This is a genomic window from Streptomyces sp. AC555_RSS877, assembly GCF_019049245.1.
Classification (GTDB): domain Bacteria; phylum Actinomycetota; class Actinomycetes; order Streptomycetales; family Streptomycetaceae; genus Streptomyces.
Genome location: NZ_JAGMUK010000054.1, coordinates 238,834 through 265,708 on the forward strand (window position 1 = coordinate 238,834; position 26,875 = coordinate 265,708).

Sequence of the window (26,875 nt, forward strand, 5' to 3'; positions counted from 1 at the left end):
GCGCGACGGTCGGTTCGTGACCCGGGGCGGGGGTATCAAGATGACGGCGTCGAAAGGGACGTGATGGGGCCGGGAACATCCAGCGGGTCGACGGCACTCGACTCCGTCACACGTGAACTCACCCGCGCCGTACTGCTGTTCAGCCTGGCCGGCCGGATGCGCCCGGGCGACTCCCCGCCGGGCGGCGCCCTCGTCGACCGCTACGACTTCGGCCGCTTCGAACCGCACCTGAGGTCCAGCGAGAAGGTGCTCCCCGTACCGGTCCTGACCGTCCCCGCCGCACCGGACGACCTCCACCTGCCGCACGGCAGCCACGGCCTGCCCCTCGCCACCGCCGAGATCACGGTCGTCGCCACCCCGCGCGGCGACGTGACCCTCCTCCTGGACTGCGGCTTCGCCGCCGACACCGAGCCCGCCGCGCTCGCCGCCTGGCTCGCGGACACCTGCTTCCACCGTGAACGCATCCGCCTGGGCGGCAGACCGCTGCTGGACGTGCTGAACGAGCGGCTCGCTCCGCCGACACCGCTCGCCCACGGCCAGAACGTGCACCAACTCGTCTTCCCCGGCGGACGGTTACTGCACGACCTGCTCGCCGACGGCGGCAGCGACGACGGGAACGACGAGGGCTCAGCCCGCCGGCTGGCCCTGCTCAACGAGATCGTCTACCGCGGCCGGATGCCGGCGACCCACACCCCCGACCCCGACGCCACCATGCCGCCCAACCTGCGCCACATCGGCGTCACCCTCTCCTCCCACGGCCGCGGCGTCTCCGTCCAGGCCGGCTGGGCCCCGCACGTGGAGAACGGCCTGACCCTGGTCGCGCTCGGCGTGATCTCCGCGCTCGCCGTCCTCCAACGCACCCGCATCGCCGCCTTCGAGACGATGCGGGCCAACGAACGGGCCCTGACGGACTCGCCGTACGAGGTCCGGTCCCTCATCTCCCGCCTCTCCGCCGGCGTCAACGAACTGCAACTGGACCTGGCCTTCGGCGTCGAGGCCTACGTCGACAGCCTGCTGATCCCCGAAATGCTCATGGAGAGCTTCCAGTCCTCGCTGCGCGACGCCCTCGGCATCCGCGACAGCCTCGACAACTCGGCCCGCATGGTCGAGCGCCTCACCTCCGTGATCAGCGCCCGCTCCGCCGCCCTGGACGCCGAACTCGCCGAACGCGACGACCGCCGTGACCGCACCGTCTCCGGCCTCGTCGCCGCGGCCACCCTCATCGCGCTGCCGCCGACCCTGCTGCTCACGTTCTTCGGGATCAACGGCACGAACGTCGACGCCGGCCGCTCCATCCTCGACCTGCGCGAGTACGGCACGGCGTACGCGCTGGCCTGGCTTCCCTTCGTGGTCCTCGTCCTGATCGGCTACGTCCTGCTCAGGCGGGTCAGCCGACGCTCCGGCACCCTCCTGTCACCGCCCCACGGCGGGCCGCCCGCACCGGTGCCCCCGCCCCGGTCCGCCTCCGGGAGCTGACTCGACCATGCGCCTGCCGAAGGTGACCTGACCATGCCGCGACGACCCGCCGTATCGGCCCACCGGGGAGGATCCGAACGCGCCGCCGCCGCCACCTGGGCGGCCTACGAGGACGCCATCGCGTCCGGCGCGGAGTACGTCGAGTTCGACATCCGGCGTACCGCCGACAACGTCTTCGTCGTCTACCACGACCCCCGGGTCGCGCACACCGGCCCGCTGCTGTCCCGGATCACGCATGTCGAGCTGAGCGAGCGCGCCGGTTACGCCGTGCCGGCCGTCGACGACGTCATGGCCCTGATCGCCGGGAAACTCGTGGGGCACCTGGACCTGAAGGAAGTGGGCCACGAGCGCGAACTGATCGACCGGGCCATCGCCCTGCTCGGCATGGACGGCTTCGTCGCCACGACCCTGGAAGACGCCTCCGTCGCCGCCATCAGGCGGGCGTTCCCCGCCGTACGCACCGCCCTGTCCCTGGGCCGCGACCGCAGGGACATCGACCCGGTCCGGCTGCCCGGGACCCGGCTGAGCGAGCTGCTGCCCATGCGGCGGGTCCGCGCCTGCGGTGCGACCGGGGTCGCCGTGCACCAGGGTCTGGCACGCGCGAACGTCCTGCGCCAGGCGGCCCGGCACGGCCTTCACACCATGGTCTGGACGGTCAACGAGGACGCCTCGATGCGCGCGTTCCTCGCGGACTCGCGCGTGGACGTCCTGGTCACCGACCGGCCCCGGCGGGCGGTCGCCCTGAGGGGCGGAAGACAGGACGAGCGCCGACTGGGGTACCCGTCCGTCTGAGGAGCCCTCCACTCGACCGGACCCGCCCTTGACAAGAACGCACTCAAGTTTTCTGCTGGAGTGCGGGAGGCTCCTGGCGGAAGGGGACAGCGATGGGACGTGCGGTCGGAATCGATCTCGGGACCACGAACTCGGTGGTGGCTGTACTGGAGGGCGGCGACCCCACCGTCGTCGCGAACGCGGAGGGGGCCAGGACCACACCGTCGGTCGTGGCTTTCGCCAAGAACGGCGAGGTGCTCGTCGGCGAGGTGGCCAAACGGCAGGCCGTGACGAACGTCGAGCGCACCGCGCGCTCCATGAAGCGCCACATGGGTGACCCGAACTGGCGCTTCCCCGATCAGGGCGCCATCGACGGCACCCGCTACCGGGCACAGGAACTGTCCGCGCGGGTGCTGCAGAAGCTGAAGCGGGACGCCGAGTCCTACCTCGGCGAGGACGTCACCGACGCGGTGATCACCGTCCCCGCCTACTTCGACGACACCCAGCGACAGGCCACCAAGGAGGCCGGTGAGATCGCGGGCCTGAAGGTGCTGCGGATCATCAACGAGCCCACGGCCGCCGCTCTCGCCTACGGCCTGGACCGGGGCGAGGAGCAGACCGTCCTGGTCTTCGACCTCGGCGGCGGCACCTTCGACGTGTCGCTGCTGGAGATCGGCGAGGGCGTCATCGAGGTCAAGGCGACGAACGGCGACACCCACCTCGGCGGCGACGACTGGGACCAGCGGGTCGTCGAGTACCTGGTGAAGAAGTTCAAGGGCCAGTACGGCGTCGACCTCGGCAACGACAAGATGGCCCTGCAGCGACTGCGCGAGGGTGCCGAGAAAGCCAAGATCGAACTGTCCAGCTCCTCCGAGACCACGATCAACCTCCCCTACGTCACCGCCTCCGCCGAGGGCCCTCTGCACCTCGACGAGAAACTGACCCGCGCCCAGTTCCAGGAGCTGACCGCCGACCTCCTCGACCGCTGCAAGAATCCCTTCCACCAGGCCGTCAAGGACGCCGGCATCAAGCTCGCCGCGATCGACCACGTCATCCTCGTCGGCGGCTCCACCCGTATGCCCGCCGTCACCGACCTGGTCAAGGAACTCACCGGCAAGGACCCGCACAAGGGCGTCAACCCCGACGAGGTCGTCGCCGTCGGCGCGGCCCTCCAGGCGGGCGTCCTGCGCGGCGACGTCAAGGACGTCCTCCTGCTCGACGTCACCCCGCTGTCCCTCGGCATCGAGACCAAGGGCGGCATCATGACCAAGCTCATCGAACGCAACACGACCATTCCGACGCGGCGTTCGGAGATCTTCACCACCGCCACCGACAACCAGCCCTCGGTCGGCATCCAGGTCTACCAGGGCGAACGCGAGATCGCCGCCTACAACAAGAAGCTGGGCGTCTTCGACCTCACGGGCCTGCCGCCCGCGCCCCGGGGCGTGCCACAGATCGAGGTGGCCTTCGACATCGACGCGAACGGCATCATGCACGTGTCGGCGAAGGACCTCGCCACGGGCCGCGAACAGAAGATGACGGTCACCGGCGGCTCGGCCCTCCCCAAGGACGACATCGACCGCATGATGCGGGACGCCGAACAGTACGCCGAGGAGGACCGCAAACGCCGCGAGGCCGCCGAGACCCGCAACCAGGCCGAACAACTCGTCTACCAGACGGAGAAGTTCGTCCGCGAGAACGGCGACAAGGTCCCCGCGGACACCAGGTCCGAGGTCGAGTCCGCCGTCGCCGAGCTCAAACAGCTCCTGGAACGGAACGCCGAGACGAACGACCTGCGCACAGCCGTCGAGAAACTCGCCTCCGTCAGCCAGAAGATGGGCCAGGCGATGTACGCGCAGGCCGCCGCCCAGCAGACCCCCACCGAGGACACCGACACCGGCCGGCACACCTCACCGCAGGACGAGGAGGGCGTGGTGGACGCGGAGATCGTCGACGACGAGCGGGATCGCGCCGGGAGGGACGGCAAGGACTAGACGGGCGGGGGGCGGGTTCTTACAGGTCAGGACTTACGGGCGACCCCCGCGTACACCGGCACGATGCCCTCCGCCTGCACCGCCACGTCCTCCGGCTCCGGCCGCCACCCGGAGACCGGGATCACGCCGGGGCCGAGAAGTTCCAGGCCGTCGAAGAAGCGCGAGAACTCGGCGAGCGAGCGGGGGTAAAAGGGGGTGCCGCTGCGGCGGAAGTGCTCGGCGGCCTTCCCGATCGCCTCGGGGTTCAGATCAGGAGTGACCTGCGACAGGATCAGCCAGCTGCCAGGAGCGAGGAAATCGACGTAACGCTTCAGCAGACCGTGCACGTCGTCCCCGTCGGCCGCGTCACCGAGGTAGTGCGTCAGGGCCACCAGCGACAGGGCGACGGGCTGCCCGAAGTCCAGCGACTCCGCCGCCAGCCGCAGGATCGTGTCGGGGTCGCGGACGTCCGCGTGGATGTATTCGGTCGAGCCCTCCGCCGAACCGTGCAGCAGGGCCTCCGCGTGCCGGAGCACGATCGGGTCGTTGTCCGCGTACACGACCTTCGACCCCGGCGCGACACCCTGCGCCACCTGATGCAGGTTCGGCTCGGTGGGAATGCCGGTGCCGATGTCCAGGAACTGACGTAATCCGGCCTCGGCGGCCACTCTGGTCGCCCGCTGCATGAACCGGCGGTTGGCCCGAGCCCCACGCAGCACCGTGCCGTCCACGGCGAGGATACGCAGGGCAAGCTCCTCGTCCACCGGGTAGTTGTCCTTGCCGCCCAGCCACCAGTCGTACACCCGGGCCGGATGCGGCCGGCTGGTGTCGATGCGGACGGGCGTGGCGTCGGATCCGGTCATACGGCGTCGTCTCCTCGGGGCTGGGGCTGGGGCTGGAGAAGGGGGCGGGGCCGGCGTGGGCCTATGGGGCGGACCGTGCGCGGGGCCTCAGAAGTCCTGGCGGCGCTCCCGGAGCAGCTTCTTGGTGCGCTCGGCCGACGCGGCACGCGCCGACATGTGGTCCAGAACCTCCAGATGCGTCGCGACCTCCTTGCGGGAGTCGAGATACAGGGCGCCGGTCAGGTACTCGGTGAAGACCAGGTCCGGCAGCTCCGGCTCGCCGAAGCGGAACAACGAGAACGGCGCGTACGTCCCCGGATGCGGGCCGTCCTCGAACTCCGCGACCTGCAGCGTGACCCGGTCGCGCTCGGCGAACTCCAGGAGCCTGTCCAACTGGTCGCGCATGACCTCGCCGTGGATGCTCACCGGCCGCCGCAGTACCGTCTCGTCCATGATCACCCACAGGTGGGGCGGGTCCGGGCACTCCAACAGCCGCTGCCGCTCCATGCGCAGGGACACATGCCGCTCGGTCGTCTCCGGCCCCGTCTGCCCTATCGTCCCGGCCTCCAGCACCGCACGCGCGTACGCCTCGGTCTGCAACAGACCCGGCACGAAGTGCGGTTCGTAGGAGCGGATGATCCGGGCGGAGCCCTCCAGACTCACGTACAGGCTGAACCAGTCCGGCAGCACGTCGTGGAACCGCTGCCACCAGCCCGGCCGGTTCGCCTCCTCGGCCAGATCTATGAAGGAGGCCGTCTCGTCGTCGCCGACACCGTACGTCTCCAACAGCACCTGGACATACGGTATTTTCAGCGCGACCTCGGCCATTTCCATCCGCCGTACGGTCGCGGGGGCCACCCGCAGTATCTGCGCGGCCTCCTCGCGTTTGAGGCCGGCCGTCTCCCGCAGTTCCTGCAGGCGTCTGCCGAGCACCACCTGACCCACGGTGGGCGCAGGACGCCGCTCACTCACGCCACGCCTCCCCTACGCGTCGAAGCTTGCGTGCAGTGTGCCATGGTCCATGGCGGTCTCATCAGTCCCAGGGGCCCGGGACAACGCCTCTACGGGGTGGGGGAGATGCGTTTCCTGGCGGGCGAGCGGGATTACCTCTGAGGTAATCGACCGGGGGGCCGGTGGACGGGATGGTGGTGGCAACGGGTTCCGGGCCGGCGCACTCCGGCCCGGGATCCGGGATCCGGGATCCGGGATGCAACGCGTATGCGGTGTCCGGGATCCGGTAGCCAGACGGATGTACTCGGTACTCGGTATACGGGATCCGGTAGCCGGTGCGCATCCGGCATTCAGGATCCCGCTCCTCAACTCGACCTCGACGGAGGGTGATCGTCATGTCCGCGACCCAGCTCGCCGCACTCGCCCGTAGCTCCGACCCGCACACCGTGCTGCGTCGCTTCCTCGTCCTGGACGCCGTGGTGACCGGGGCGAACGGCATCGCCTACCTGGCAGCGTCCGGCCCGCTGGGGCGGCTGCTCGGAACGGACTCGGGGCTGCTCCTCGCGCTCGGTGTCTTCCTCACCGCGTACGCGGTGGCCGTCGGCCTCGTCGCGACCCGTGCCCACCCGGCCGCCCTGCCCGTCCGGGCCGTGATCGAGGCCAACCTCGCCTGGTCGGCGCTGAGTCTCGTCGCCCTGGGGCTGTGGCTGTCACCGACCACGGCCGGCACCGTGTGGACCGTGCTCCAGGCCCTCACCGTCGCCGGGTTCGCGCTGCTGCAGTACACCGCCCTGAGACACCGTCAGGACATCAGTGAGTGAAGGTACTTGACCGTCGCCGGATCGGCCGGGAGCAGCGTCTCGATGGCCAGCTCGGCGACGGTCACGTCCATGGGGGTGTTGAAGGTGGAGATGGACGAGATGAACGACAGGGTCCGTCCCTCGTGCTCGATCTGCATCGGCAGCGCGAAGTAGGCGAAGGGTTCGGCCGGTTGGTCGTCCCGCCCCTCGGCCTCCGGCACGGGGTACGCGGCGACCTCTTCGTACAGTGCCCGCAGCGGCTCGGAGCGGTGCAGGGCGATCTGCCGGCCCATCTGGGCCAGCAGATGCCCTCGCCACTCACGCAGGTTGCGGATGCGTGGCGCCAGGCCCTGTGGATGCAGGGTCAGCCGCATGGCGTTGAGCGGTGGCGCGAGCAGGGACTCCGGGATGCCGTCGAGCAGCATCAGGATGCCCCGGTTTGCCGCGACGACGTTGTACATCGCGTCGACCACGAGGGCCGGATACGGCTCGTAGCCCTGGATCAGCCGTTCCATGCCCTCGCGCAGGGCATCCAGTGCCGGGTCGTCCAGCGGGGTTTCCGGGTAGTGCGGGGCGTAACCGGCCGCCAGCAGCAGCGCGTTGCGCTCGCGGACGGGGACGTCGAGGTGCTCGGCCAGCCGCAGCACCATGTCCTCGCTCGGCCGGGAGCGGCCCGTCTCGATGAAACTGATGTGCCGGGCCGAGGAGTCGGCGCGCAACGCCAGCTCCAGCTGACTGACCCGCCGTTGCTCCCGCCAGGCCCGCAACAGCGGGCCCACCCCCTTGTCGGCGGGGGTACCGGCGGACGCGGCGGAACCGGACGCGAGAATGGTCATACGGACGACCGTAACCGAGGAACGGCCACGGTCGACGGGCGGTCGAAGCCGGGATGGCGGCGACCGTCGGCGGAGACCGTGGCCGAAGGACGGGCGACTGCAGACAATGGACAGTCGCCCGTGGTGAGTGGAGGAAGTGGGCGCATGAGCCGGCCGCAGAAGCAGACACTGGAGACCGCCGCGGTCTACCGCGCGAGAGTGCGCGGCTGCCTCCTGGGAGGCGCCGTCGGCGACGCCCTCGGCTACCCCGTCGAGTTCTCCTCCCTGGACCGGATCCGCGCGTCCCACGGCGAGCGCGGGGTGACCGGGTTCGTGCCCGGCGCGCACGGTGTGGTCGGCCGCATCAGCGACGACACGCAGATGACCCTGTTCACCGTCGAGGCCATCGTCCAGGCCCACGCGCGGGAACGGGAGAAGGGCATCGGCGGCGGCTGGGCGCTGCTGCTGCGCCAGGCGTACGAGCGGTGGCTGGAGACCCAGACGAAGCCGGGCCCGGAGCAGGTCCCATCACCCCCGAGCGGTGCTCCCGCCGGTGGTCTGATCACCGAGGCCTGGCTGTACTCGCGCCGGGCCCCCGGCAACGCCTGTCTGTCCGGGGTCGCCCAGATGTACGCCCCCGACCCGTGGCTCGAACTCGACGGCAAGCCGGGTCAGGTCAACCCCGACTCCAAGGGCTGCGGCGCGGTGATGCGCTCGGCCCCCTTCGGTCTCGTCAACCGCGCTGACGCCGCCTTCGCCATGGCCGCCCGCGGCGCCCAGATCACCCACGGCCACCCCACCGGCTACTACGCGGCGGGCGCGTTCGCCGCGATCGTGGCCCACGTCGTCGACGGGGACTCTCTCGAAGGCTCGGTCCTGCGCGCCCTGCGCGAGCTGGAGCGCCACCGGGGTCACGAGGAGACCTCGGCCGCTCTGCGCCGGGCCGTCGACCTGTCGGCGCAGGGCGCGCCGACGGCGGAGAAGGTCGAGTCCCTCGGCGCGGGCTGGGTCGCGGAGGAAGCCCTCGCCCTCGGCGTCTACTGCGCCCTCGCCACGACCGACGTGAAGGAGGCCCTGCTCCTTTCCGTCAACCACTCCGGCGACAGCGACTCCACCGGCTCCGTGTGCGGCAACCTCCTCGGCGCCCGGCACGGCGACGTCGGACTGCCGCACGCCTGGGTGGAACAGGTCGAGGGCCGTACCCGGATCGCGGCGCTCGCCGACGACCTCGCGGCCGAATCCGGCCGCGGCTGACCAACGGGAACCCTCCTGACCAGGGCTGAGGCGGCCCGGCTGTGGCAGGCTGAAGAAACACCCCCGACATCCACGAAGGAGCCAGGTCATGCCCCTCGAACCGCTGTCGCAGAAGGACATCGAGGACCGGCTCACGGAGCTGCCGGGCTGGTCGCTCGACGGTGACCGCCTCGCCCGGTCCTACCGGCTCGGCACACACTTCGCCGCCACGGCGATGGTCGTCCACATCGCCCAGGTCCAGGAGGAACTCGACCATCACTCGGATCTCACCCTCGGCTACAACACCGTCTCCCTGACGGTGAACACCCACAGCGTGGGCGGGGCCGTGACCGAGCTGGACTTCGAGCTCGCGGCGAAAGTGGAGGCGCTCGCTCCCGGCCACGGAGCCCAGTGACGCGGGTGCTGGACTATGACAAGGAATCCGACGCCTACGACGCCACCCGCGGCGGCGAGCCCAGGGCCGCCGCGGCCGCCGACGCCGTCCTCGGCCTGATCCCCGCCGCCGCCCGCCGCCTCCTCGACGTCGCCTGCGGCACGGGGATCGTGACCCGTCGCCTGGCGGCGGCCCGGCCCGGCCTGCGGGTGACGGGTGCGGACCTGACGTACGGGATGGCCCGGAGGGCGGACGAACGGCTGCCCGGAGCGATCGTCCTCGCGGACGGCCGCCGGCTGCCGTTCCCCGACGGGGCGTTCGACGCCGTCACCAGTGTGTGGCTGCTTCATCTGCTCGACGGGCCCGGCGACGTCCGGGCCGTCGTCGCCGAGTGCGCCCGCGTGCTGCGGCCGGGCGGCGTGTACGTCACCACCGTCGACAAGGCCGCCGCACACGATGTGGGCAGCGACATCGACGCGGTGCTCGCGCCGCGCCCGCGCCGGCCGGCCCGGGACGCGCCGGAAGCCGTTGTGTCGTATGCGGTCGACTGTGGGCTGGATCCGGCAGGGAAGGGCCGCTTCCCCGGCCTCGGTCAGGGCCGCAGCCCGCGCGGTACGGTCGCGGACCTGCGCCGCGGCTGGTTCACGCGGATGCCGCCCGGCCATCCCCTTGTCGACCGGTTCGCCACCCTCCTGGAGGCGCTGCCCGACCAGGACCGGCCGCGGCCCGACCCGGTGTTCACGGTGCTGGCGTTCCGGAAGGCCGGCTGAAGTCCATGGACCAGTTGGTCACCCAGGTGTCCCCGTCGTCCACCGAGAAGGCCTGTTCCCAGCGGGCCGTGGTGGCGGAGATCCCCGACCACACGAACCGCACCCGCACGTCCTTCCCTTCGTGGGTGTCGTCGCCGTGGAACTCGCCGCGCCCGCCCTCGAAGCGGCCGATGACCGGCGGGAACAGCTTTCCGCTGCGGCTGGAGGACCAGTTCAGCGACCACTGGCGGGTCTCCCGGTCGAAGAGCCGCAGCGTCAGCCCCTTCCACCCCTGCCCCGGCACGTCCAGTTCGTCGATGTTCGCGGCCCCGTCGAACAGGCTCCAGCAGCGGCTGCCGGCCCCGAACTCCTCCCAACCGCTGTCCTGATCGAGGAAGTCGGTGCGGCGTCGATGGCGGACCTCCCACTCGCCGTGCAGGAAGTCGAAGTCGTGCGGGCTGCTCATCAGCGGTCTCCTGTGGTTCCGGCGGGCAGGGAATCGGCCAAGTAGGCGTCCAGATCAGGGACGTCGGGGGCGAGCAGGTGCCGTACCCAGGCGTCGCGTTCGTGCAGGATCGGCGGGAGCTCCCAGACGCAGCCGATCCACGGCCGGTCCGGTGTGACGAAGCGGGTGGGGTCGTCGTCCGGGCAGCCGAGGACGGGCTGGCCCGCAGCGGCGCCCCGGAAGTGCAGGACGTTGTCCCACACCCAGCTGTACGCGTTCAGGTAGGCGCCGTTGTCGCCACCGCGGTGCAGCACCACGAACGTCGCCGGCGGCGTCCCGTCCGGCTCCGGCAACAACTCCGGCAGGATCTCGTACGCCGCCTTCTCCACGTCGGGTGCGATGCCCGCCGGGTCCGCGGTGACGTGGTAGCGCTTGATGCGCCGCCCTGCCACCTCGATCGGCGGCGGCACGGTCAGCAGTTTCTCCGTGAAAGCCATGACGCGACGCTAGGGCGCGTTCACTGACATCCTGTGGCAGTGAAGTCGAGCCGACTGGTGTCCATCCTGCTGCTGCTCCAGACCCGCGGCCGGATGACCGCCGCCCAGCTCGCCGAGGAGCTGGAGGTCTCCGTCCGCACGGTCTACCGGGACGTCGAAGCGCTGAGTGCCGCCGGTGTCCCGCTGTACGGCGACGCGGGCCACGCCGGCGGCTACCGACTCCTCGACGGCTACCGCACACGTCTCACCGGCATGACCGCGGGGGAGGCGCAGGCCCTGTTTCTCTCCGGGGTTCCCGGTCCCGCCGCGGACCTCGGTCTCGGGTCCGTCCTGGCAGCCGCGCAGCTCAAGGTGCGCGCCGCCCTGCCGGCGGAACTGCGCGCCCACGCGGACCGGATCAGCGGCCGCTTCCACCTCGACGCGCCGGGATGGTACGCGGACGGGGACGAGACGCCGTACCTGTCCGCGGTCGCCGACGCGGTATGGAACAACCGTATCCTGGATATCGTATACCGTCGCTGGCGTGTGCCCACCGACGTGGAGCGCCGCCTCGAACCCTACGGACTGGTCCTCAAAGCGGGCCGCTGGTACGTCGTCGCCGGCCCCGGACCACGCACCTACCGCGTCGACCAGATCCTCCAACTCACCCCCAGCAGCGAGGAGTTCACCCTCCCCGACCACTTCGACCTGGCCGCGTACTGGACGGCGTACCAGCGCGACTTCCACGCCCGGCTCCAGCAGGGCGAGGCGGTGGTGCGCCTGGCGCCGGGCGTACAACTCGCCAGGCAGACAGTGGCCGGTGGACACACCGACGACGAAGGCTGGACCGTGGCCACCGTCCCCATCGAGTCCCTCGACCACGCCCACGCCGAGTTCCTGTGCCTGGGCACCGGCGTGGAGGTGCTCGAACCACCCGAGCTGCGCGCGAGGATCGCCCGCACGGTCGCCGAGTTGGCTGAAAGATACGGCAACTCGGGTGTGCCCGGCGGCGACTGAAGAGGAACGGAACCCGCCCGTCCTCTCTGGAGGTTCGCCCCGTGCAGAACCCGCACCCGCACCCCCGGTCACACCCCCGGACACCCCCGTCCCCGCAGCCGCTCCCGCGCCGGCACCGCAGACGCCGCGTGCTCCTCTCGGCGGCCACCGCCGTCGCGGCCCTCGTGGGCGCCGGACTCACCACGTCACTCGGCGCCGACACCGCCGAGGCCGCCACCGCCCGCCAGGTCGAGAAGCTCGACCGCGGAGTCGTCAGCGTGCACACCGACAGCGGCAACCTGGTCAGCTGGCGCTGGCTCGGCACCGACTCGAACGACGTCTCCTTCAACGTCTACCGGGCCGGCACGAAGGTCAACTCCACCCCGGTCACCGGCTCCACGAACTACTTCCACTCCGGCGCCCCCGCCCAGGCCGACTACACGGTCCGCGCCGTCGTCGGCGGCGTGGAGCAGGCCGACTCCGTCCACGCCGTCCAACTGCGCACCGGCTACAAGGACGTGCCCATCACCCCGCCCGCCGGCGGCACCACACCCGACGGCGTCGCCTACACCTACGAGGCCAACGACGCCTCGGTCGCCGACCTCGACGGCGACGGTGCCCTCGACTTCGTCCTCAAGTGGCAGCCCACCAACGCCAAGGACAACTCCCAGTCCGGCTACACCGGCAACACCTTCGTCGACGGCGTCAAGCTCGACGGCACCCGGCTGTGGCGCATCGACCTGGGCCGCAACATCCGCTCCGGCGCGCACTACACGCAGTTCCAGGCGTACGACTACGACGGCGACGGCAAGGCCGAGGTCGCCATGAAGACCGCCGACGGCACCAAGGACGGCACCGGCGCGGTCATCGGCAGCTCGTCGGCCGACCACCGCAACTCCGGCGGCTACGTGCTGTCCGGCCCCGAGTTCCTGACCATGTTCAACGGCCAGACCGGCAAGGCCATGCAGAGCGTCGACTACGTCCCGGCCCGCGGCACCGTGTCCTCGTGGGGCGACTCGTACGGCAACCGAGTGGACCGTTTCCTCGCGGGAACGGCGTACCTGGACGGCTCCCGCCCCTCGCTCATCATGGCGCGCGGCTACTACACCCGCTCGGTGATCGCCGCCTGGGACTGGCGCAACGGCACCTTCACCCGCCGCTGGACCTTCGACACCTCCTCCTCCACCAACGCCGGCAAGGGTTTCGACGGCCAGGGCAACCACAGCCTGTCCATCGCCGACGTCGACGGCGACGGCAAGGACGAGATCGTGTACGGCGCCATGACCGTGGACGACAACGGCTCCGGGCTGTGGACGACCCGAACGGGCCACGGCGACGCCGGCCACGTCGGGGACCTCAACCCCTCGCGGGCGGGCCTGGAGTACTTCAAGGTCTCCGAGAGCACCAGCCAGCCCGGCTCGTGGCTGGCCGACGCACGCACCGGCGCCCTCCTGTGGCAGACGGCCTCCGGCGCCGACAACGGCCGCGGAGTCGCCGCCGACGTCTACGCCGGCAGCGCGGGCGCGGAAGCCTGGTCCGCCTCCGACACCACCCTGCGCTCCGCGACCGGAGCCTCCCTCGGCCGCGAGCCCTCCAGCATCAACTTCGTGAGCTGGTGGGACGGCGACCCGGTCCGCGAACTCCTCGACGGCACCCGCATCGACAAGTACGGCACCTCCGGCGACACCCGCCTGCTGACCGGCGCGGGTGTCCACTCCAACAACGGCACCAAGGCCACGCCGTCCCTGTCCGGTGACATCCTCGGAGACTGGCGCGAGGAGGTCGTCTGGCCGACGTCGAACAACACGGCACTGCGGATCTACTCGACCCCGACCGAGACCAGCACCAAGATCACGACCCTGCTGCACGACACGATGTACCGCACGGCACTGGCCTGGCAAAATACTGCATACAACCAGCCGCCGCACCCGAGCTTCTTCATCGGCAACGGGATGGCGACGGCACCGCGGCCGACGGTCTACACGCCCTAGTCCCGGACCGTCCCAGCCCTCGTCGCTGTGGTGGCTCCGAGGCGCCCGGGTCCTCTCCGACCAGTCGAGGCCCAAGGCGTCACCGAGCCACCGCAGCGCTGCCTCCGTACAGCCGTACGCCCGGCGATCCCACGGAGGGCGCGTGCCGCGGCCGGCAGGCGCCCTCCGAGGTCGTCAGCTCACCGTGCAGCTCTGGTCACCGACCTTGAACACCGCCGGTTTGGTGTTCGTCCCCGACCAGCTCCCCGTGAACCCGAAGCTCACCGACGAGCCCGCCGCCACGTTGGTGTTCCAGCCGACGTTCCTGGCTGTCACCGACGTGCCGGACTGTGACGCCTCGGCGTTCCACGCCTGGGTCACCTTCTGCCCGTCCGCGAAGGTCCAGCCAAGTGACCAGCCGCTCCAAGCGGTTGCGCCGGTGTTCGACAGTTGTACGTCCGCCTGGAAGCCGCCCGACCACTGGTTGGTGACCTTGTACGTCACCGCACAGGCACCGGTCGGGGTCGGGCCGGGGCCCGGTCCCGGGTCGGTTCCGCCGCCTCCGGCGTCGGAGCTGTCGCCGTAGATCACCCCGCGGCCGTTCGTCGCCACGTACACGCGGCCGTACACCCGCGGGTCGCCGGTGATCGCCGCGCCCGTCCAGCCCCACTCGTGGGCGTCGTCGTTGATGCGGGTCCAGGTCGCGCCCTTGTCGGTGGAGCGGAAGATGCCACGCACTCCGGCGATCTTCGCGCTGGTGTAGAGCGTCTGGTACGACGCCCCCGTCGCCGCCTTGCCGAAGCCGATGGTGTCGGCCTGCTCGACGCCGGAGAGCTTGGTGAAGGTCGCGCCGCCGTCCGTGGAGTGCCACAGCCCGTACGCGCCGTCGCTCGCACCGCCCGCCAGCCACACGTCGCCCTTCGTGCCGGGCAGCGCCTTGAAGCGCACGCTGTCACCGCTCGGCAGTCCGGTCGCCGAGGACGTGGTGAAGGTCGCGCCGCCGTCCGAACTGACGTAGAACTTGCCGGACTTGAAGCCGTAGAAGACCTTCGGGTCCACCCGGTCCGACTCGACGACCGCGTCGGCGGGGATGCCGCTCGACGCCGCCCAGGACGAGCCGAAACCCGTCGCGTACTGGACGCCGGTGCCGGCCGGGCTCCACACGAACCGGCTGCCGTCGGCCGCCGCCGCGACCGTGCCGCCGCCGCTGACGCCCGAAGGGTCGGTGCCCGCGAACCAGTTGGCGCCGTTGTCCGTCGAGAACGCGATGTGCGGCCCCGAGTCGAGGTTGCCGACCCGGACCACCGTGTTCGGGGTGGTCTCGGCGAAGTCCAGGCTGGTCGTCGAGGTGAAGTTCGGCGAGGTGAACATCATCGACGGGACCTTCGTCAGGTCCGTGTGCCGGAAGCCGCCGATGTCACCGAGGGCGCTCAGCAGCGGGGCGCCGGAGGGAGGCGACGCGAGGTCGTTGACCGCCGTCTCCTCCAGTCCCCGCACCATCGGCTTGATGGTGAACTGGCTTCCGCTGTCCCAGTTGGTGAGGTTCTCCGTGCCGTAGACCGTCGCGCCGGTCCCGTACATCATCCGGTCCGAGTCGAACGGGTCGATCTCCAGTGCCTCGGTCATCCAGCCGAGTTTCGGGGCCTGCTCGGGCGGCGAGGGGTTCGCACCCCAGGTCAGCCACGGTGAGGACGACACGTCCATCGTGTAGCGGTTCGAGCGGGTGGGATACGAGGTGTAGTCCCACGCCTTCGTCCAGGTCCCGCCGCTGTCCGTGGAACGGAAGATCTGGGTGTCCGGCCACCAGGAGCTGTATGCGGTGGCCATGACGGTGCCGGGCTCTAGCCGGTCCACCGTCAGCCCGCTGAAGCCGTAGTAGGTGTCGGCCTCGGCGACCGGGCTGATGTTCGTCCAGGTGCCGGTCGCGGTCGCGTACCGCCACAACTGGCCCTTGCCGCCGTCGTACGGCCCGCCCTTGTCGCTGTATGCGAGATACAGAAAACCGTTCGCCGTATCCAGTACGCCCTTGTGCGCGAGGTATCCCGTCGGCTGCCCGGCCAGCCGCGTCCAGGTCGCGCCCGCGTCCGTCGAGCGGTACACCGCGTTGTCCTTGTCGGCGACCCCGACGTAGATCGTCTTCGTCGCGTTCTGGGAGGTGCCCGTCGACTCGTCGAAGGTGACCCACACGATGCCCTGGTTGTCGCTGGCGTACCCGCTGGTGTCGCTCGGGTCCTGGGCGTAGTTGCCGACGTTGGGGAAGCCGGTCACCTGCGACCAGGTGACGCCGGAGTCCGTCGACCGCCACAGGCCCTTGCCGCTCGGCGCGCCGAGGTACAGCACGCTGTTCTTGTTCGGGTCGATCGCCAGCCGCTCGCCCATGCCCCGGCCGGGCATGTTGCCGCCCAGCTTGAAGGGCAGGTCGGTCTTCTGCCAGCTGGCGCCCCGGTCGGAGGACCTGAGCACGGCCCCGTTCCCCGGATCCCAGCCGTTCGTGTACGTGCCGACAGCCGCGTACACCTTGTCCGGGTCCACGGAGTCCGAGGCCAGAGCGGCCACGCCGGTGTGCCCCCAGTCGTCCCAGCCGACCGAGTCCAGCAGGGGCGTCCAGGTCTTCGTCGACTCCTGCCAGCGGTAGGCACCGCCGATGTCGGTACGGGCGTACGCCAGGTTCTTCTCGGTGCGGTTGAAGACGATGCCGGGGACGAAACCGCCGCCGTCGATCCGCGCGTTCTTCCAGGTGTACGTGTCGGCGGCGATCGCCGGCTTCACGGGGTCGGCGGCGAGTGCGGGCGGGGTGCCCGCGAGCAGGCCGGCCGCGAGTGCCAGTACGGCCGTGAGGATGCGGGTTCTTCGCACGGTGGGGGACCTTCCTTTCGGGAGGGCCTTGCGGGGGGAGGGCCGTTCAGAAGGAGAGCGTGCGAGGGGCCGGGCGGCCCCCAGTGCGGGTGGGGGCCGCCCGGCCAGGTGGCCCCGTCGTCAGGTGACGAGACCGCGCACGCGGAGCTTTCAAGCGGTTCCGGGGAAGCGCTGTGAGCTACCGGGCCCCCTCAGGGGCGCGGGTGACTGCACGACCAGCCACACACGGCCGGCAGCCGAAGAACACAGCCCTTCCCGCGGAGCGCTCGGCGGGGGCTATTCGAGAAGCTCCGCGTACGAGCCCATGGCCAGGGCGATGTCCGCCTGGGCCCAGAACCGGTGGTACGTGAAGGAGGGCGCGGCTCCGCCCGCCAGGTAGGCCTCGATCTTCGACCAGGCCGGGTCGTCCTCGTAGAAGGAGCGGATGGAGTCGAAGGTCGACGACGAGTTGATCGCGTCGCCGTTCGGCATGGTGCCGGTCCAGCCGCTCGGGACGTACACGCCGTCGTCGAAGCGGTTGTAGTCGGCGCGGGTCTCCGGGACGGCGATGCCGAGGTCGTCCTGGTAGTTGTCCCACATGCCGTCGAGGAGCGCCTTGGCCGTGGCCGCGGCCTGGGTGTCACCGGAGCGGTCCGCGTAGTAAGTCAGGGTCTTGGCGTACGCGGCGGCCACACCGACGTCGTTGGTGTAGTCGGCGACGGTGACGTGGAGGCCGTTGTTGGCGCCGGGGTTGGTGGCGTTCCAGGTGTCGGGCTGGCCCGACCACTGGAGCGTCGAGGGGATCAGATAGGTGCCGTCCGGGTTGACCGTGGTCTTGGACAGCGCCCAGTCGACCCACTTGTCGAGGACGACCTTGGCGTCCGCGTCACCCGTCTGCTGGTAGTACTCGGCGACCCGCTCCATCGACCACGCCTGGAAACCGAACCACTGGTTGGACGGCGGGTCGTGGTAGACGGGCTGCTGGTCGTAGTACATGCCGTAGAACGTCGACTTCCCGGCCGGCGGCGTCGCGTAGCGGCCCGCCCAGCTGTTGGTCGCACCGCCCGCGATGGCCCCCTCGTCCGACTGCAGCCAGCGGTAGAACTCCAGCTGCCGGTCGAGCGACTTGGCCCAGTCCGCCTGCCCCGTCGCCGACTTGGGCTTCAGGTCGGCGTAGCTGCTCAGCGCGTACGCGGCCAACGGGTTCTGGTAGCCGCCGTGAGCGTGGCTGGAGCCGATGCGCCAGGCCCAGCCGGCCGAGGTGTCGGTGGCACCGCCCCACGCGTAGTACCAGGACATCAGGTACATCGAGGCGTCCTTGCCGGTGCCGGCCGCACAGGTCGACGGCCCGACGCAGTTGCCGATCTTCTTGAAGTACTTGTCGTACATGGAGTAGCGCAGGTAGTCGCCCATCTTCGCGGCCTTGCCGACGGTCGCGGAGACGTCACTGCCCTTGCCCTGCTCCTTCGCCCAGATGTCCGCCCAGTACGCGGCCTGCACGGCCCGCGCGTCGGCGTCCGGGGCGTTGGTGAACTTCCACTGCTTGGCGTACGACGCGTCCCCCGTGAACAGGTCCAGGTAGCCGTTCTTCCCGCCGTACTTGAAGGCGTCGCACGTCGGCTGCGGCACCGTCTCCCACACCGACTCCTGCGCACCGCGCTGGAAGGTGTTGATGTACGACGGCCCGGTGTCCGTCGGGCCCGCCTCGCACTTGCCCGGCGAGTTGCCGTAGCCGTAGACGTTGTCGACGTCCTGCAGCCAGTGCATACCGTAGACATCGTCCGTACCGTATGCAGTCTTCAGTTCACCGGCGATGGGATCCGAACCGACCGAGGCCGACGCGTCGAGCTTCGCCGGGTACTCGTTGGGTGTGTCCAGCTCGGGTGCGTAGGTCGCCGGCTTCGAGGCGTTGTAGAAGGAGTTCGTCGGCTGGTCGGCGTGGGTGGGGATCATGAACTTCTCCATGATGTCCCAGGCGCCGTTGAACTTCGTCCAGTCGCCGGTGACCTTGCCGTACATGGCCTGCAGCCACAGCAGGTAGCTGTAGGCCTCCGACGTCGTCTCGTGCCCGTGGTCCGGAGCCTCGACGATCAGCGTCTCGACCGAGTGGTAGGGGATGCCCTCGGGGGAGAAGTAGCCGCTGGCCGGGTTGGTGATCTTGCCGTACAGCTCCAGGAAGCGGGCGTCGTACTCCTTCGACGCCGCGATCTGCGTGACCGTCACCGTGGACTTCCCGTGTCCGGCGGCGGTCGACTCGAAGGTCGCCGCACCGGTGCCGGAGGCGTCGGCCGTGATGGTCACCTTCTGCGCGGTGTTCCAGTTCGACGGGGTGAAGGCGAGCGACGCCCCGCCGGTCACCGACAGACCCGTGTTGCCGCCGGTGCGGGCGGTCGTGACCGTCACGTTGGCGGACGGCTGGGTCGACAGCTTCACGTCGAACGTGCCCGTCTTGCCCTGCTGGACGGCCAGCTGGTTGGTCGAGGCCACCACCGCGGGACCCGACGCGACGGTGATGCCGACCGGCGTGGACTCCGCGGACGCGCCCAGACTGTCGTACCCCTTCGCGAGGAGCGAATGACTGCCCACGGTCAAACTTGAGACCGAGAGCGAGTACGGCGCCGTCGTGTCCGTGCCCAGCAGCGTGGTGTCGTCGTAGAACTCCACCTTGCTGATCGTCGCGCCGTCCGCGGCCGCTGCGGTCGCGGCGAGCGGGACCGCGTCCCCCCGCGTGTAGACCGCACCCGCTGCCGGGCTGGTCAGCACGGTGATCGGCGGCTGGTGTGCACCCGTACAACTCGTGCCGTTCACCGCGAAGTCGGCCGGATTCGCGTTCGTGCCGCTGTAGGTGAACTGCGCTCCGGTGGAGACGGCGGCGCCCACGGCGATCGTGCCGTTGTACGACGCGTTCTTCACCGTGATCGCCTGGCCCGACTGGGACCAGGAGCCGTTCCAGCCGGTGCCGCTGAGCTTCTGGTTGCCCGCGTAGCTGTAGGTCAGGGTCCAGCCGGCGATGGGGTCCGTGCCGCGGTTGGTGATCGTAAGGTCCGCGGTGAAACCGGAACCCCAGTCGTTCGTCTTGTAGTCGACGCTGCACTGAAGTGGCGCCGCCTGCGCGGGTGTTGAACCCGTACTCAGCATGGTGAACGGAAGTGCCAAGGCCGCCACGACGGCGGTCCACAGACGCCGGGCGGTCCGGCGTCCTGTTCTGGGGGCCATGTGCTGGTTCCTCCTCGCGGGTCGGAACTGTCAAGGCTTGAACCAGTGGGAGCGCTCCCATAGTGGGGACGGGGGTGGGAGGGGTCAAGGTGCTTGAAGAGTCGAAAAGATTCGACAAGAGACGTTGAGGGAAAGTCAGTTACTCCTCTGTTCTTTGCCGTCACTTGGCGCTAGCTTCGTTGACACCAGTGGGAGCGGTTCCATCAGTCGACGCGTCTGTCACGACGCGCCCGAACTGCAAGGAGTCGCTCATGCGGCACCCCCCGCGTTCAGTAGTTTTAGCCATCGCCGGAGCGATCGCACTTGTCGGGTCCATGACTGTCACGGCGGTCACGGCGACCGGCGCCGCACCCGCCTGCACGGTGGAGTACTCCGTCACCAGCCGGTGGGACTCCGGCTTCCAGGGCGCCGTCAAGATCACCAACAACGCAGCATCCGTGAGCAGTTGGAAGCTGACGTTCGACCTCACCAGCGGCCAGAAGGTCAACCAGGGCTGGAACGCCAAGTGGTCCCAGTCCGGTACGACCGTCACCGCCGCCAACGAGAGCTACAACGGCTCGCTCGGCACCGGCGCCAGCATCAGCGCCGGGTTCCTCGCCTCCTCGTCGGGGAGCAACGCCGTACCGACGTCGTTCCAGCTGAACGGCACCACCTGCAACGTCGACACCGAACCGTCGCCCACGCCGGATCCGACAAACCCCCCGGATCCCGGTGACGGCACGGCACCCGTACTGCGCGTTCTCGGAAACAAGCTCGTGGACGCCGAGGGCGACACCCGCCGCATGCTCGGCGTCAACCGGTCCGGTGGCGAGTTCATGTGCGTCCAGGGCCGCGGCATCTTCGACGGCCCGGTCGACGACGCCTCCGTCAAGGCGATCGCCGACTGGAACGCCAACACCGTCCGCATCCCCCTCAACGAGGAGTGCTGGCTGGGCCTTTCAAACATCCGACCCGAGTACGCCGGCGTCCACTACATCAACGCCGTCAAGGACCTGGTGGCGAAGGTGAGGGCGCACGGCATGACGCCGATGCTCGAACTGCACTGGACCCACGGCCAGTACACCGGCAACTCCGCAGGCTGCGCGGACGTGCACGCCAGCTGCCAGAAGCCGATGCCCGGCATGCAGTACACACCGGACTTCTGGTCCTCGGTGGCGAACACCTTCAAGGACGACCCGACCGTCGTCTTCGACCTGTTCAACGAGCCCTACCCGGACCGCGCCACCTCCACGACCACCCAGGCGTGGCAGTGCTGGCGGGACGGCGGCACCTGCCCCGGCATCGGATACGAGGTCGCCGGTATGCAGGATCTCGTGGACAGCATCCGCGAGACCGGCGCCAAGAACCTGATCCTGGCCGGCGGGCTCGCGTACTCGAACGACCTGAGCCAATGGCTCACGTACAAGCCCACCGACCCGGCCGGCAATCTCGCCGCCGCCTGGCACGTGTACAACTTCAACACCTGCTCCAACGAGAGCTGCTGGAACTCCACGCTCGCCCCGGTCGCAGCCCAAGTGCCGCTCGTGGCCGGGGAGATCGGCGAGAACACCTGCTCGCACGGCTTCATCGACCAGGTCATGAAGTGGTTCGACGACCGCGGCCTGTCGTACCTGGGCTGGACCTGGAACACCTGGAACTGCAACACCGGTCCCGCCCTGATCTCCAGTTACGACGGCACACCCACGGCGTTCGGAATCGGGCTGCGCGACCATCTGCGCGCCCTGAACGGCTGACAACTCCCGCAACCGAGTCACCCGCAACCGAGTCACCCGCAACCGAGAAGGAACCCGCACTCATGAGTCGTACCAGAACCGCGATGCTCGCTGCCCTGGCGCTGGTCGCCGGGGCCTCCGGGACGGCCTTCGCCGTCGTTCCCGGGGACGTCGGCGCCGCCGCCATCCCCTGCACCGTCGACTACAAGGTGCAGAACCAGTGGGACACCGGCTTCACCGCCGCCGTCACCGTCACCAACAACGGGGCCGCCAAGTCCAGTTGGGCGGTGAAGTGGTCGTACGCCGGAAACCAGAAGGTCACCAGCGGCTGGAATGCCAAGATCAGCCAGAGCGGCACCGCCGTCACCGCCGCCAACGAGTCCTACAACGGCACGCTCGCCACCGGCGGTTCGGCCAGCTTCGGCTTCCAGGGCACCTACAGCGGCACCAACGCCCTCCCCGCCACCTTCACCCTCGACGGCGTGACCTGCAACGTCGACAACGGCGGCGGCGGGCCCACCGATCCGCCGGACCCCACCGGCCCCAAGGTCGACAACCCGTACTCCGGCGCCAAGGTCTACGTGAACCCGGAGTGGTCCGCGAAGGCCGCCGCCGAGCCGGGCGGCAGCCGCATCTCCAACCAGCCCACCGGCGTCTGGCTGGACCGCATCGCCGCGATCAACGGCGTCAACGGCGGCATGGGTCTGCGCGACCACCTCGACACGGCGCTGACGCAGAAGGGCACCGGCGAACTCGTCGTCCAGCTCGTCATCTACAACCTGCCCGGCCGCGACTGCGCCGCCCTCGCCTCCAACGGCGAACTCGGCCCGACGGAGATCGACAAGTACAAGACGCAGTACATCGACCCGATCGCCGCGATCCTCGCCGACCCCAAGTACGCCGCGCTGCGGATCGTCAACACCATCGAGATCGACTCCCTGCCCAACCTCGTCACCAACACCGGCAGCCGCCCCACGGCCACGCCGCAGTGCGACGTGATGAAGGCCAACGGCAACTACCAGAAGGGCGTCGGCTACGCCCTGAACAAGCTCGGTGACGCACCCAACGTCTACAACTACATCGACGCCGGCCACCACGGCTGGATCGGCTGGGACGACAACTTCGCCCCCAGCGCCGCCCTGTTCAAGGAGGCGGCGACCACGGAGGGCGCCACCGTCAACGACGTCCACGGCTTCATCACCAACACGGCCAACTACAGCGCCCTGAAGGAGAACAACTTCACCATCAACGACAACGTGGCCGGCAAGTCGGTCCGCGAGTCGAAGTGGGTCGACTGGAACCGGTACGTCGACGAACTGTCCTTCGCCCAGGCGTTCCGCAACCAGCTCGTCACCACCGGCTTCAACTCCGGCATCGGCATGCTGATCGACACCTCCCGCAACGGCTGGGGCGGCACCGCACGGCCCGCCGCACCGGGCGCCACGACCACCGTGGACACCTACGTCGACGGCGGCCGCTACGACCGCCGTATCCACATCGGCAACTGGTGCAACCAGGCCGGAGCCGGCCTCGGTGAGCGCCCGCAGGCCAGCCCGGCCGCCGGGATCGACGCGTACGTGTGGATGAAGCCTCCGGGCGAGTCCGACGGTTCGAGCCAGTTCATCGAGAACGACGAGGGCAAGGGCTTCGACCAGATGTGCGACCCGGCCTACAAGGGCAACCCGCGCAACGGCAACAACCTGTCCGGTGCTCTGCCGAACTCCCCGCTGTCGGGGCACTGGTTCTCGGCACAGTTCCAGGAGCTCATGAAGAACGCCTACCCGGCGCTCTGACCCACCGAAGGATGCCTCAAGCCCCGTGAAACACCGGGCAGTTCACTGAAGGTTCTCTGACGTGATCCGCCGGGGTCAGCCCTCCCGGGCCAGACCCCGGCGGATCGCGAACTCCACCGCCGAGTAGTCGCCGTCCTCACGCTCCAACTCGTAGGGCACGGCGGGATACAGCGGCGGCTGCGCCATGAAACGGGGCCGCGTGCCGTGATGCGGCTGCGCGGCATGCACCAGGAACGGATGACAGACGTACACGTCGCCGGGGCGGCCGGTGGCATACGCGACCGGCCGATGCGCGGAGGCCGCCGCCACCTTCGGGCCGAGCTCCATGAACGAGGCGCCCTGATCGCCGTAAGGCTCCAGCACCCTCGGAACGTCGAGGTGCGAGCCCACCCGGACACGGGTCGGCGCGTCCGCCTCGGTGACCTCGGTGAACAGGAACAGCATCAGCAGAGCGCGATCCCGCGAGCGCAGGTTCGTGTGATACGCCGCGGCGCCCTCGGGGAGATAGCTGCCCTCGATGTGCCAGCCCGCGTCGTTGGGCTCCTCCTCGTGCGGGAAACGGAGCGGAAAGCTGCCCAGCGAATAACGCGGCTCCCAGCGCCCCTCACCGACCAGCAGGTCGAACGCCTCATGCAGGGCAGGGGAGTTGGCAGCCGCCGCGAACGGCCCCTGCGTCAGGCCGGCCACCCAGTGCACCGGGGCCTTCCAGGTCGCCGGGTCCTCGGCGTCGTACCCCGTCTCCTGCCACAGCAGCCGGACGCAGTCCTCGGCGACCCGCGGCGGGAAGGCGCTCTCGATTTTCACCAAGCCGTCCGCGAGGAAACGCTCCACCAGCTCGTCGTCCATACGATCATCCTGGGCGCCCGGTCTCCCACGGCGCACCCCATTTTCGCCGCCGCCCGGCGTCGGCCCACGGGACGCCCTCCTTTTGCCGTCGCGGCAACAGCGGTGGCCTCCCGGCGGTGCGTCGGCGCACTCTGGCCGCATCCGGACGAGAGGCTGACTCCCATGGCGCACCACCACGAGCACGATGCCGACGACGGCCACGAGCACAAGCACGACGTCAGTCATGACCACCGTCATGGTCACGGCGACACGGACATCGACTGGAACGAGATGGCCCCGCGGCTGGAGAGCCAGGCGGAGCTGTTCACTCCCCTGTACGAGCGGGCCCTGGCGTGGCTCGGTCACAAGCAGACCGAGCCCGGACTGATCGTCGACGCCGGCAGCGGACCCGGCGTCGTCTCCTGCCTGCTCGCCGACGCCTTCCCCGGCGCCCGGGTCGTCGCCGTCGACGGCACCGAACCGCTGCTGGAACGGGCCCGCGCTCGCGCCGGACGCCTCGGCGTCGCCGACCGTTTCGACACCCTCGCCGGTGAACTCCCCGGTGTTCTCGACGACGTGGAGTATCCCGCCGACCTGCTCTGGGCCAGCCGCAGTCTGCACCACCTCGGCGACCAGCGTGCCGCCCTCACCGCCTTCGCGGCCCGGCTCGCACCCGGCGGCACGCTCGCCCTTCTGGAGGGCGGCCTGCCCGCCCGGTTCCTGCCCCGCGACATCGGCATCGGACGGCCCGGACTGCAGGCACGCCTCGACGCGCTCGAGGAGGAGTGGTTCGCGAGGATGCGCGCGGACCTGCCCGGCACTGTCGCCGAGACCGAGGACTGGCCGGTGCTGATGACCGCGGCCGGCCTCCGGCCGACCGGCACCCGCAGCTTCCTGCTCGACCTGCCCGCCCCGACCACGGACCGGGCCCGCGCTTACGTCGCCGCCTCACTCCATCGCCTTCGCGACGGCTTCGGCGACCGCCTCGACGCCACCGACCGTGCCACCCTCGACCGGCTCCTGGATCCTGAGGACCGGGCGAGCGTGCACCTGCGGCCGGACGTCTTCTTGCTGGCCGCGCATACGGTGTACACGGCTGTGCGTCCTGGCTGAATAGGTATACCGGGTTCAGTCGCCGGTCGCCGGTCGCCCGTCTGCCGTCGCCCGCGTGCGCGCCGCATCCCGTATGCGCCGTCGTGTATACGGGATGCGGTCGACCGCGGGCGGTCGGTCAGCAGCGGCCCGGCCGGGCGTACACCGTGATCCGGGCCCCCAGGGCATGCAGAGTACGACATGCGACGAAGTACGTGGCGAGCACCCGCCGCTTGACCGCCTCCTGCGGCACGTGATCCACCGGCTGCCCGGCGGGGTCGCCCACCGCGAGGATCCGCGCCGCCGCGAGCATCCGGGCGCGAATGACGGCGGCCGGCACCTCCGTGCCGTACAGAGTGTGCGAGGCGACCGGACCACGGTCCAGGGCGAGATCGCGCAGGCCGCGAACGGACCGCGGGTCGGGAAGCGTCCACACGCGGCGCCGGGAAGGCAGGAAGACGACCCCGTCGGCGTCCCCGCCCACCGAGCGGACGGCCGCGGCTATGGCGGTGACGTCGTCGGTACGGCTCTGTGGTGCGCGCAGTTGAAGGGTGGTCGGCAGCAGCGCCAGTACGGCTGCCCCGGCGGCGAGTACGGCGAGGGTCCGGATCCGGCCGACCGCGCGGACGAGCCGGTCGAGTGCGGCCCCGACCAGCAGGGCGGTGCCCGCATGGCCGTAGAGGACGTAGCGGTCGACGTACAGCGGCTTGACCAATGAGACCAGCAGGAGCAGAAGCGGGGGCAAGGCGAGCAGTGGCAGCGCCAGTGCGGTGAGCCCCACGTTCTCCCGGCTTCTGCCGCCGCCCCGGAGCAGTGCCGCACAGGCCACTCCGAGCACGGTCACCCCGGCGAAACCGATGAGGGCGCCGGCCCCGACGCCACCGATCCACGCCACCTGGTCCGACTGGCGCATGCTCAGCGCGACCAGTGGAGCGAGGCCCGTACAGACCGCGAGCGCCACCAGGAGCCCCGTGCGGCGGGCCGTGCGGGGCAGCGCCACCAGGTGCGCGGCCAAAACCAGCACCGCGAACTCGTGCAGCAGGCACGCGGCCAGCACGACCACGCCGTAGGCGGCCCAGGCTCCGCCCGTGCGCCGCCGAGCGGCTCGCACCAGCAGGTACGACGCCCAGACGACCAGGGCACAGACGAGTGCATACGATCGACCCTCTTGTGCATACCGCTGGACCGGCGGCAGCAGCGCGAAGACGAGCCCGGCGACGAGCCCCGTACGGGGTCCCGCGAGACCCCGCCCCAGCAGCACCAGCGTCCCCGTCGCCGCGGCGGTCGCCAGCACCGACGGCAGACGCAGCACCAGCAGCGGATCCGCCCCGTCGAACAGCCGGAACAGACCGTGCTGGAGCAGGTAGTACAGCCCGTGCACGGCGTCGACCTCGGCCAGCGTCGCCCACAGGTCGGGCAGCGAACGCCGTGCCATGTCGTACGTCACCACCTCGTCCCGCCACATGCTCGCCTCCCGCCGGAGGCCCCACAGACCGAGAGCCAGGGAGAGC

The 26,875-nt window shown here is 70.1% G+C and carries 21 protein-coding genes; 12 read left to right on the forward strand and 9 right to left on the reverse strand.

Going from position 1 to position 26,875, the window contains the following annotated elements:
• The first annotated feature begins 63 nt into the window (after positions 1 to 63).
• From KUM49_RS24680 to dnaK, 3 genes are all read left to right on the forward strand, one after another.
• On the forward strand, positions 64 to 1,476 hold the full coding sequence (locus KUM49_RS24680) for a hypothetical protein (protein ID WP_217239110.1): 1,413 nt from the start codon (positions 64 to 66) through the stop codon (positions 1,474 to 1,476).
• 33 nt (positions 1,477 to 1,509) lie between these two features.
• Positions 1,510 to 2,268, forward strand: coding sequence for a glycerophosphodiester phosphodiesterase family protein (locus tag KUM49_RS24685; RefSeq protein ID WP_217239111.1), 759 nt, complete (start codon positions 1,510 to 1,512; stop codon positions 2,266 to 2,268).
• A gap of 92 nt (positions 2,269 to 2,360) precedes the next feature.
• Entirely contained in the window at positions 2,361 to 4,241 is a 1,881-nt protein-coding gene (gene dnaK, locus KUM49_RS24690) for a molecular chaperone DnaK (RefSeq protein WP_217239112.1), read from the forward strand.
• A 26-nt stretch (positions 4,242 to 4,267) separates the two neighbouring features.
• Here dnaK and KUM49_RS24695 read toward each other — a convergent pair whose 3' ends face one another.
• Both KUM49_RS24695 and KUM49_RS24700 read right to left on the reverse strand, forming a co-directional pair.
• Positions 4,268 to 5,083, reverse strand: coding sequence for an SAM-dependent methyltransferase (locus KUM49_RS24695; protein ID WP_217239113.1), 816 nt, complete (start codon positions 5,081 to 5,083; stop codon positions 4,268 to 4,270).
• An 87-nt stretch (positions 5,084 to 5,170) separates the two neighbouring features.
• On the reverse strand, positions 5,171 to 6,034 hold the full coding sequence (locus tag KUM49_RS24700) for a helix-turn-helix transcriptional regulator (protein WP_217239114.1): 864 nt from the start codon (positions 6,032 to 6,034) through the stop codon (positions 5,171 to 5,173).
• Positions 6,035 to 6,408: 374 nt separating this feature from the next.
• On the opposite strand from KUM49_RS24700, the gene KUM49_RS24705 reads away from it, so the two are divergent.
• The gene (locus tag KUM49_RS24705) at positions 6,409 to 6,834 is read left to right on the forward strand and encodes a hypothetical protein (RefSeq protein ID WP_217239115.1); all 426 of its coding nucleotides are present in this window, start codon (positions 6,409 to 6,411) and stop codon (positions 6,832 to 6,834) included.
• On the opposite strand, the gene KUM49_RS24710 is transcribed toward KUM49_RS24705, so the two are convergent.
• Positions 6,816 to 7,649: a helix-turn-helix domain-containing protein gene (locus KUM49_RS24710; RefSeq protein WP_217239116.1), complete on the reverse strand. Its 834-nt coding sequence runs from the start codon at positions 7,647 to 7,649 to the stop codon at positions 6,816 to 6,818. The two genes, KUM49_RS24705 and KUM49_RS24710, sit on opposite strands and share 19 nt — an antisense overlap.
• Before the next feature lie 144 nt (positions 7,650 to 7,793).
• Here KUM49_RS24710 and KUM49_RS24715 point away from each other — a divergent pair, with 144 nt between their 5' ends.
• From KUM49_RS24715 to KUM49_RS24725, 3 genes are all read left to right on the forward strand, one after another.
• The gene (locus tag KUM49_RS24715) at positions 7,794 to 8,882 is read left to right on the forward strand and encodes an ADP-ribosylglycohydrolase family protein (protein ID WP_217239117.1); all 1,089 of its coding nucleotides are present in this window, start codon (positions 7,794 to 7,796) and stop codon (positions 8,880 to 8,882) included.
• 88 nt (positions 8,883 to 8,970) lie between these two features.
• Complete coding sequence (locus tag KUM49_RS24720) at positions 8,971 to 9,276, forward strand: 4a-hydroxytetrahydrobiopterin dehydratase (RefSeq protein ID WP_217239118.1); 306 nt, start codon at positions 8,971 to 8,973, stop codon at positions 9,274 to 9,276.
• Positions 9,277 to 9,281: 5 nt separating this feature from the next.
• Positions 9,282 to 10,025 carry a class I SAM-dependent methyltransferase gene (locus KUM49_RS24725; RefSeq protein ID WP_217239119.1) on the forward strand — a complete coding sequence of 248 codons (744 nt, stop codon included), beginning with the start codon at positions 9,282 to 9,284 and terminating at the stop codon, positions 10,023 to 10,025.
• Here KUM49_RS24725 and KUM49_RS24730 read toward each other — a convergent pair.
• Together KUM49_RS24730 and KUM49_RS24735 are read right to left on the reverse strand one after the other, a co-directional pair.
• Positions 9,994 to 10,470 (reverse strand): hypothetical protein, encoded by a 477-nt coding sequence (locus tag KUM49_RS24730; protein WP_217239120.1) that lies wholly within the window; start codon positions 10,468 to 10,470, stop codon positions 9,994 to 9,996. The two genes, KUM49_RS24725 and KUM49_RS24730, sit on opposite strands and share 32 nt — an antisense overlap.
• Complete coding sequence (locus KUM49_RS24735) at positions 10,470 to 10,946, reverse strand: hypothetical protein (protein ID WP_217239121.1); 477 nt, start codon at positions 10,944 to 10,946, stop codon at positions 10,470 to 10,472. Before KUM49_RS24735 ends, KUM49_RS24730 begins: the two co-directional genes overlap by 1 nt.
• Before the next feature lie 39 nt (positions 10,947 to 10,985).
• On the opposite strand from KUM49_RS24735, the gene KUM49_RS24740 reads away from it, so the two are divergent.
• Positions 10,986 to 11,942 (forward strand): YafY family protein, encoded by a 957-nt coding sequence (locus tag KUM49_RS24740; RefSeq protein ID WP_217239122.1) that lies wholly within the window; start codon positions 10,986 to 10,988, stop codon positions 11,940 to 11,942.
• 128 nt (positions 11,943 to 12,070) lie between these two features.
• Entirely contained in the window at positions 12,071 to 13,912 is a 1,842-nt protein-coding gene (locus tag KUM49_RS24745; RefSeq protein ID WP_217239123.1) for a rhamnogalacturonan lyase, read from the forward strand.
• Positions 13,913 to 14,086: 174 nt separating this feature from the next.
• On the opposite strand, the gene KUM49_RS24750 is transcribed toward KUM49_RS24745, so the two are convergent.
• Positions 14,087 to 16,747: a cellulose binding domain-containing protein gene (locus tag KUM49_RS24750; protein ID WP_217239124.1), complete on the reverse strand. Its 2,661-nt coding sequence runs from the start codon at positions 16,745 to 16,747 to the stop codon at positions 14,087 to 14,089.
• A gap of 276 nt (positions 16,748 to 17,023) precedes the next feature.
• Positions 17,024 to 19,942 (reverse strand): glycoside hydrolase family 48 protein, encoded by a 2,919-nt coding sequence (locus tag KUM49_RS24755; protein WP_217239125.1) that lies wholly within the window; start codon positions 19,940 to 19,942, stop codon positions 17,024 to 17,026.
• Positions 19,943 to 20,193: 251 nt separating this feature from the next.
• Between KUM49_RS24755 and KUM49_RS24760 the strand changes: the two genes are divergently transcribed.
• Positions 20,194 to 21,675, forward strand: coding sequence for a cellulase family glycosylhydrolase (locus KUM49_RS24760; RefSeq protein WP_217239126.1), 1,482 nt, complete (start codon positions 20,194 to 20,196; stop codon positions 21,673 to 21,675).
• 62 nt (positions 21,676 to 21,737) lie between these two features.
• Positions 21,738 to 23,447, forward strand: coding sequence for a glycoside hydrolase family 6 protein (locus KUM49_RS24765; RefSeq protein WP_217239127.1), 1,710 nt, complete (start codon positions 21,738 to 21,740; stop codon positions 23,445 to 23,447).
• Between the two features lie 75 nt (positions 23,448 to 23,522).
• On the opposite strand, the gene KUM49_RS24770 is transcribed toward KUM49_RS24765, so the two are convergent.
• On the reverse strand, positions 23,523 to 24,293 hold the full coding sequence (locus tag KUM49_RS24770; RefSeq protein ID WP_217239128.1) for a phytanoyl-CoA dioxygenase family protein: 771 nt from the start codon (positions 24,291 to 24,293) through the stop codon (positions 23,523 to 23,525).
• Positions 24,294 to 24,455: 162 nt separating this feature from the next.
• Here KUM49_RS24770 and KUM49_RS24775 point away from each other — a divergent pair, with 162 nt between their 5' ends.
• The gene (locus KUM49_RS24775; protein ID WP_217239129.1) at positions 24,456 to 25,385 is read left to right on the forward strand and encodes a trans-aconitate 2-methyltransferase; all 930 of its coding nucleotides are present in this window, start codon (positions 24,456 to 24,458) and stop codon (positions 25,383 to 25,385) included.
• Positions 25,386 to 25,503: 118 nt separating this feature from the next.
• On the opposite strand, the gene KUM49_RS24780 is transcribed toward KUM49_RS24775, so the two are convergent.
• Positions 25,504 to 26,829 carry a glycosyltransferase family 39 protein gene (locus KUM49_RS24780; protein WP_217239130.1) on the reverse strand — a complete coding sequence of 442 codons (1,326 nt, stop codon included), beginning with the start codon at positions 26,827 to 26,829 and terminating at the stop codon, positions 25,504 to 25,506.
• Positions 26,830 to 26,875 lie beyond the last annotated feature (46 nt).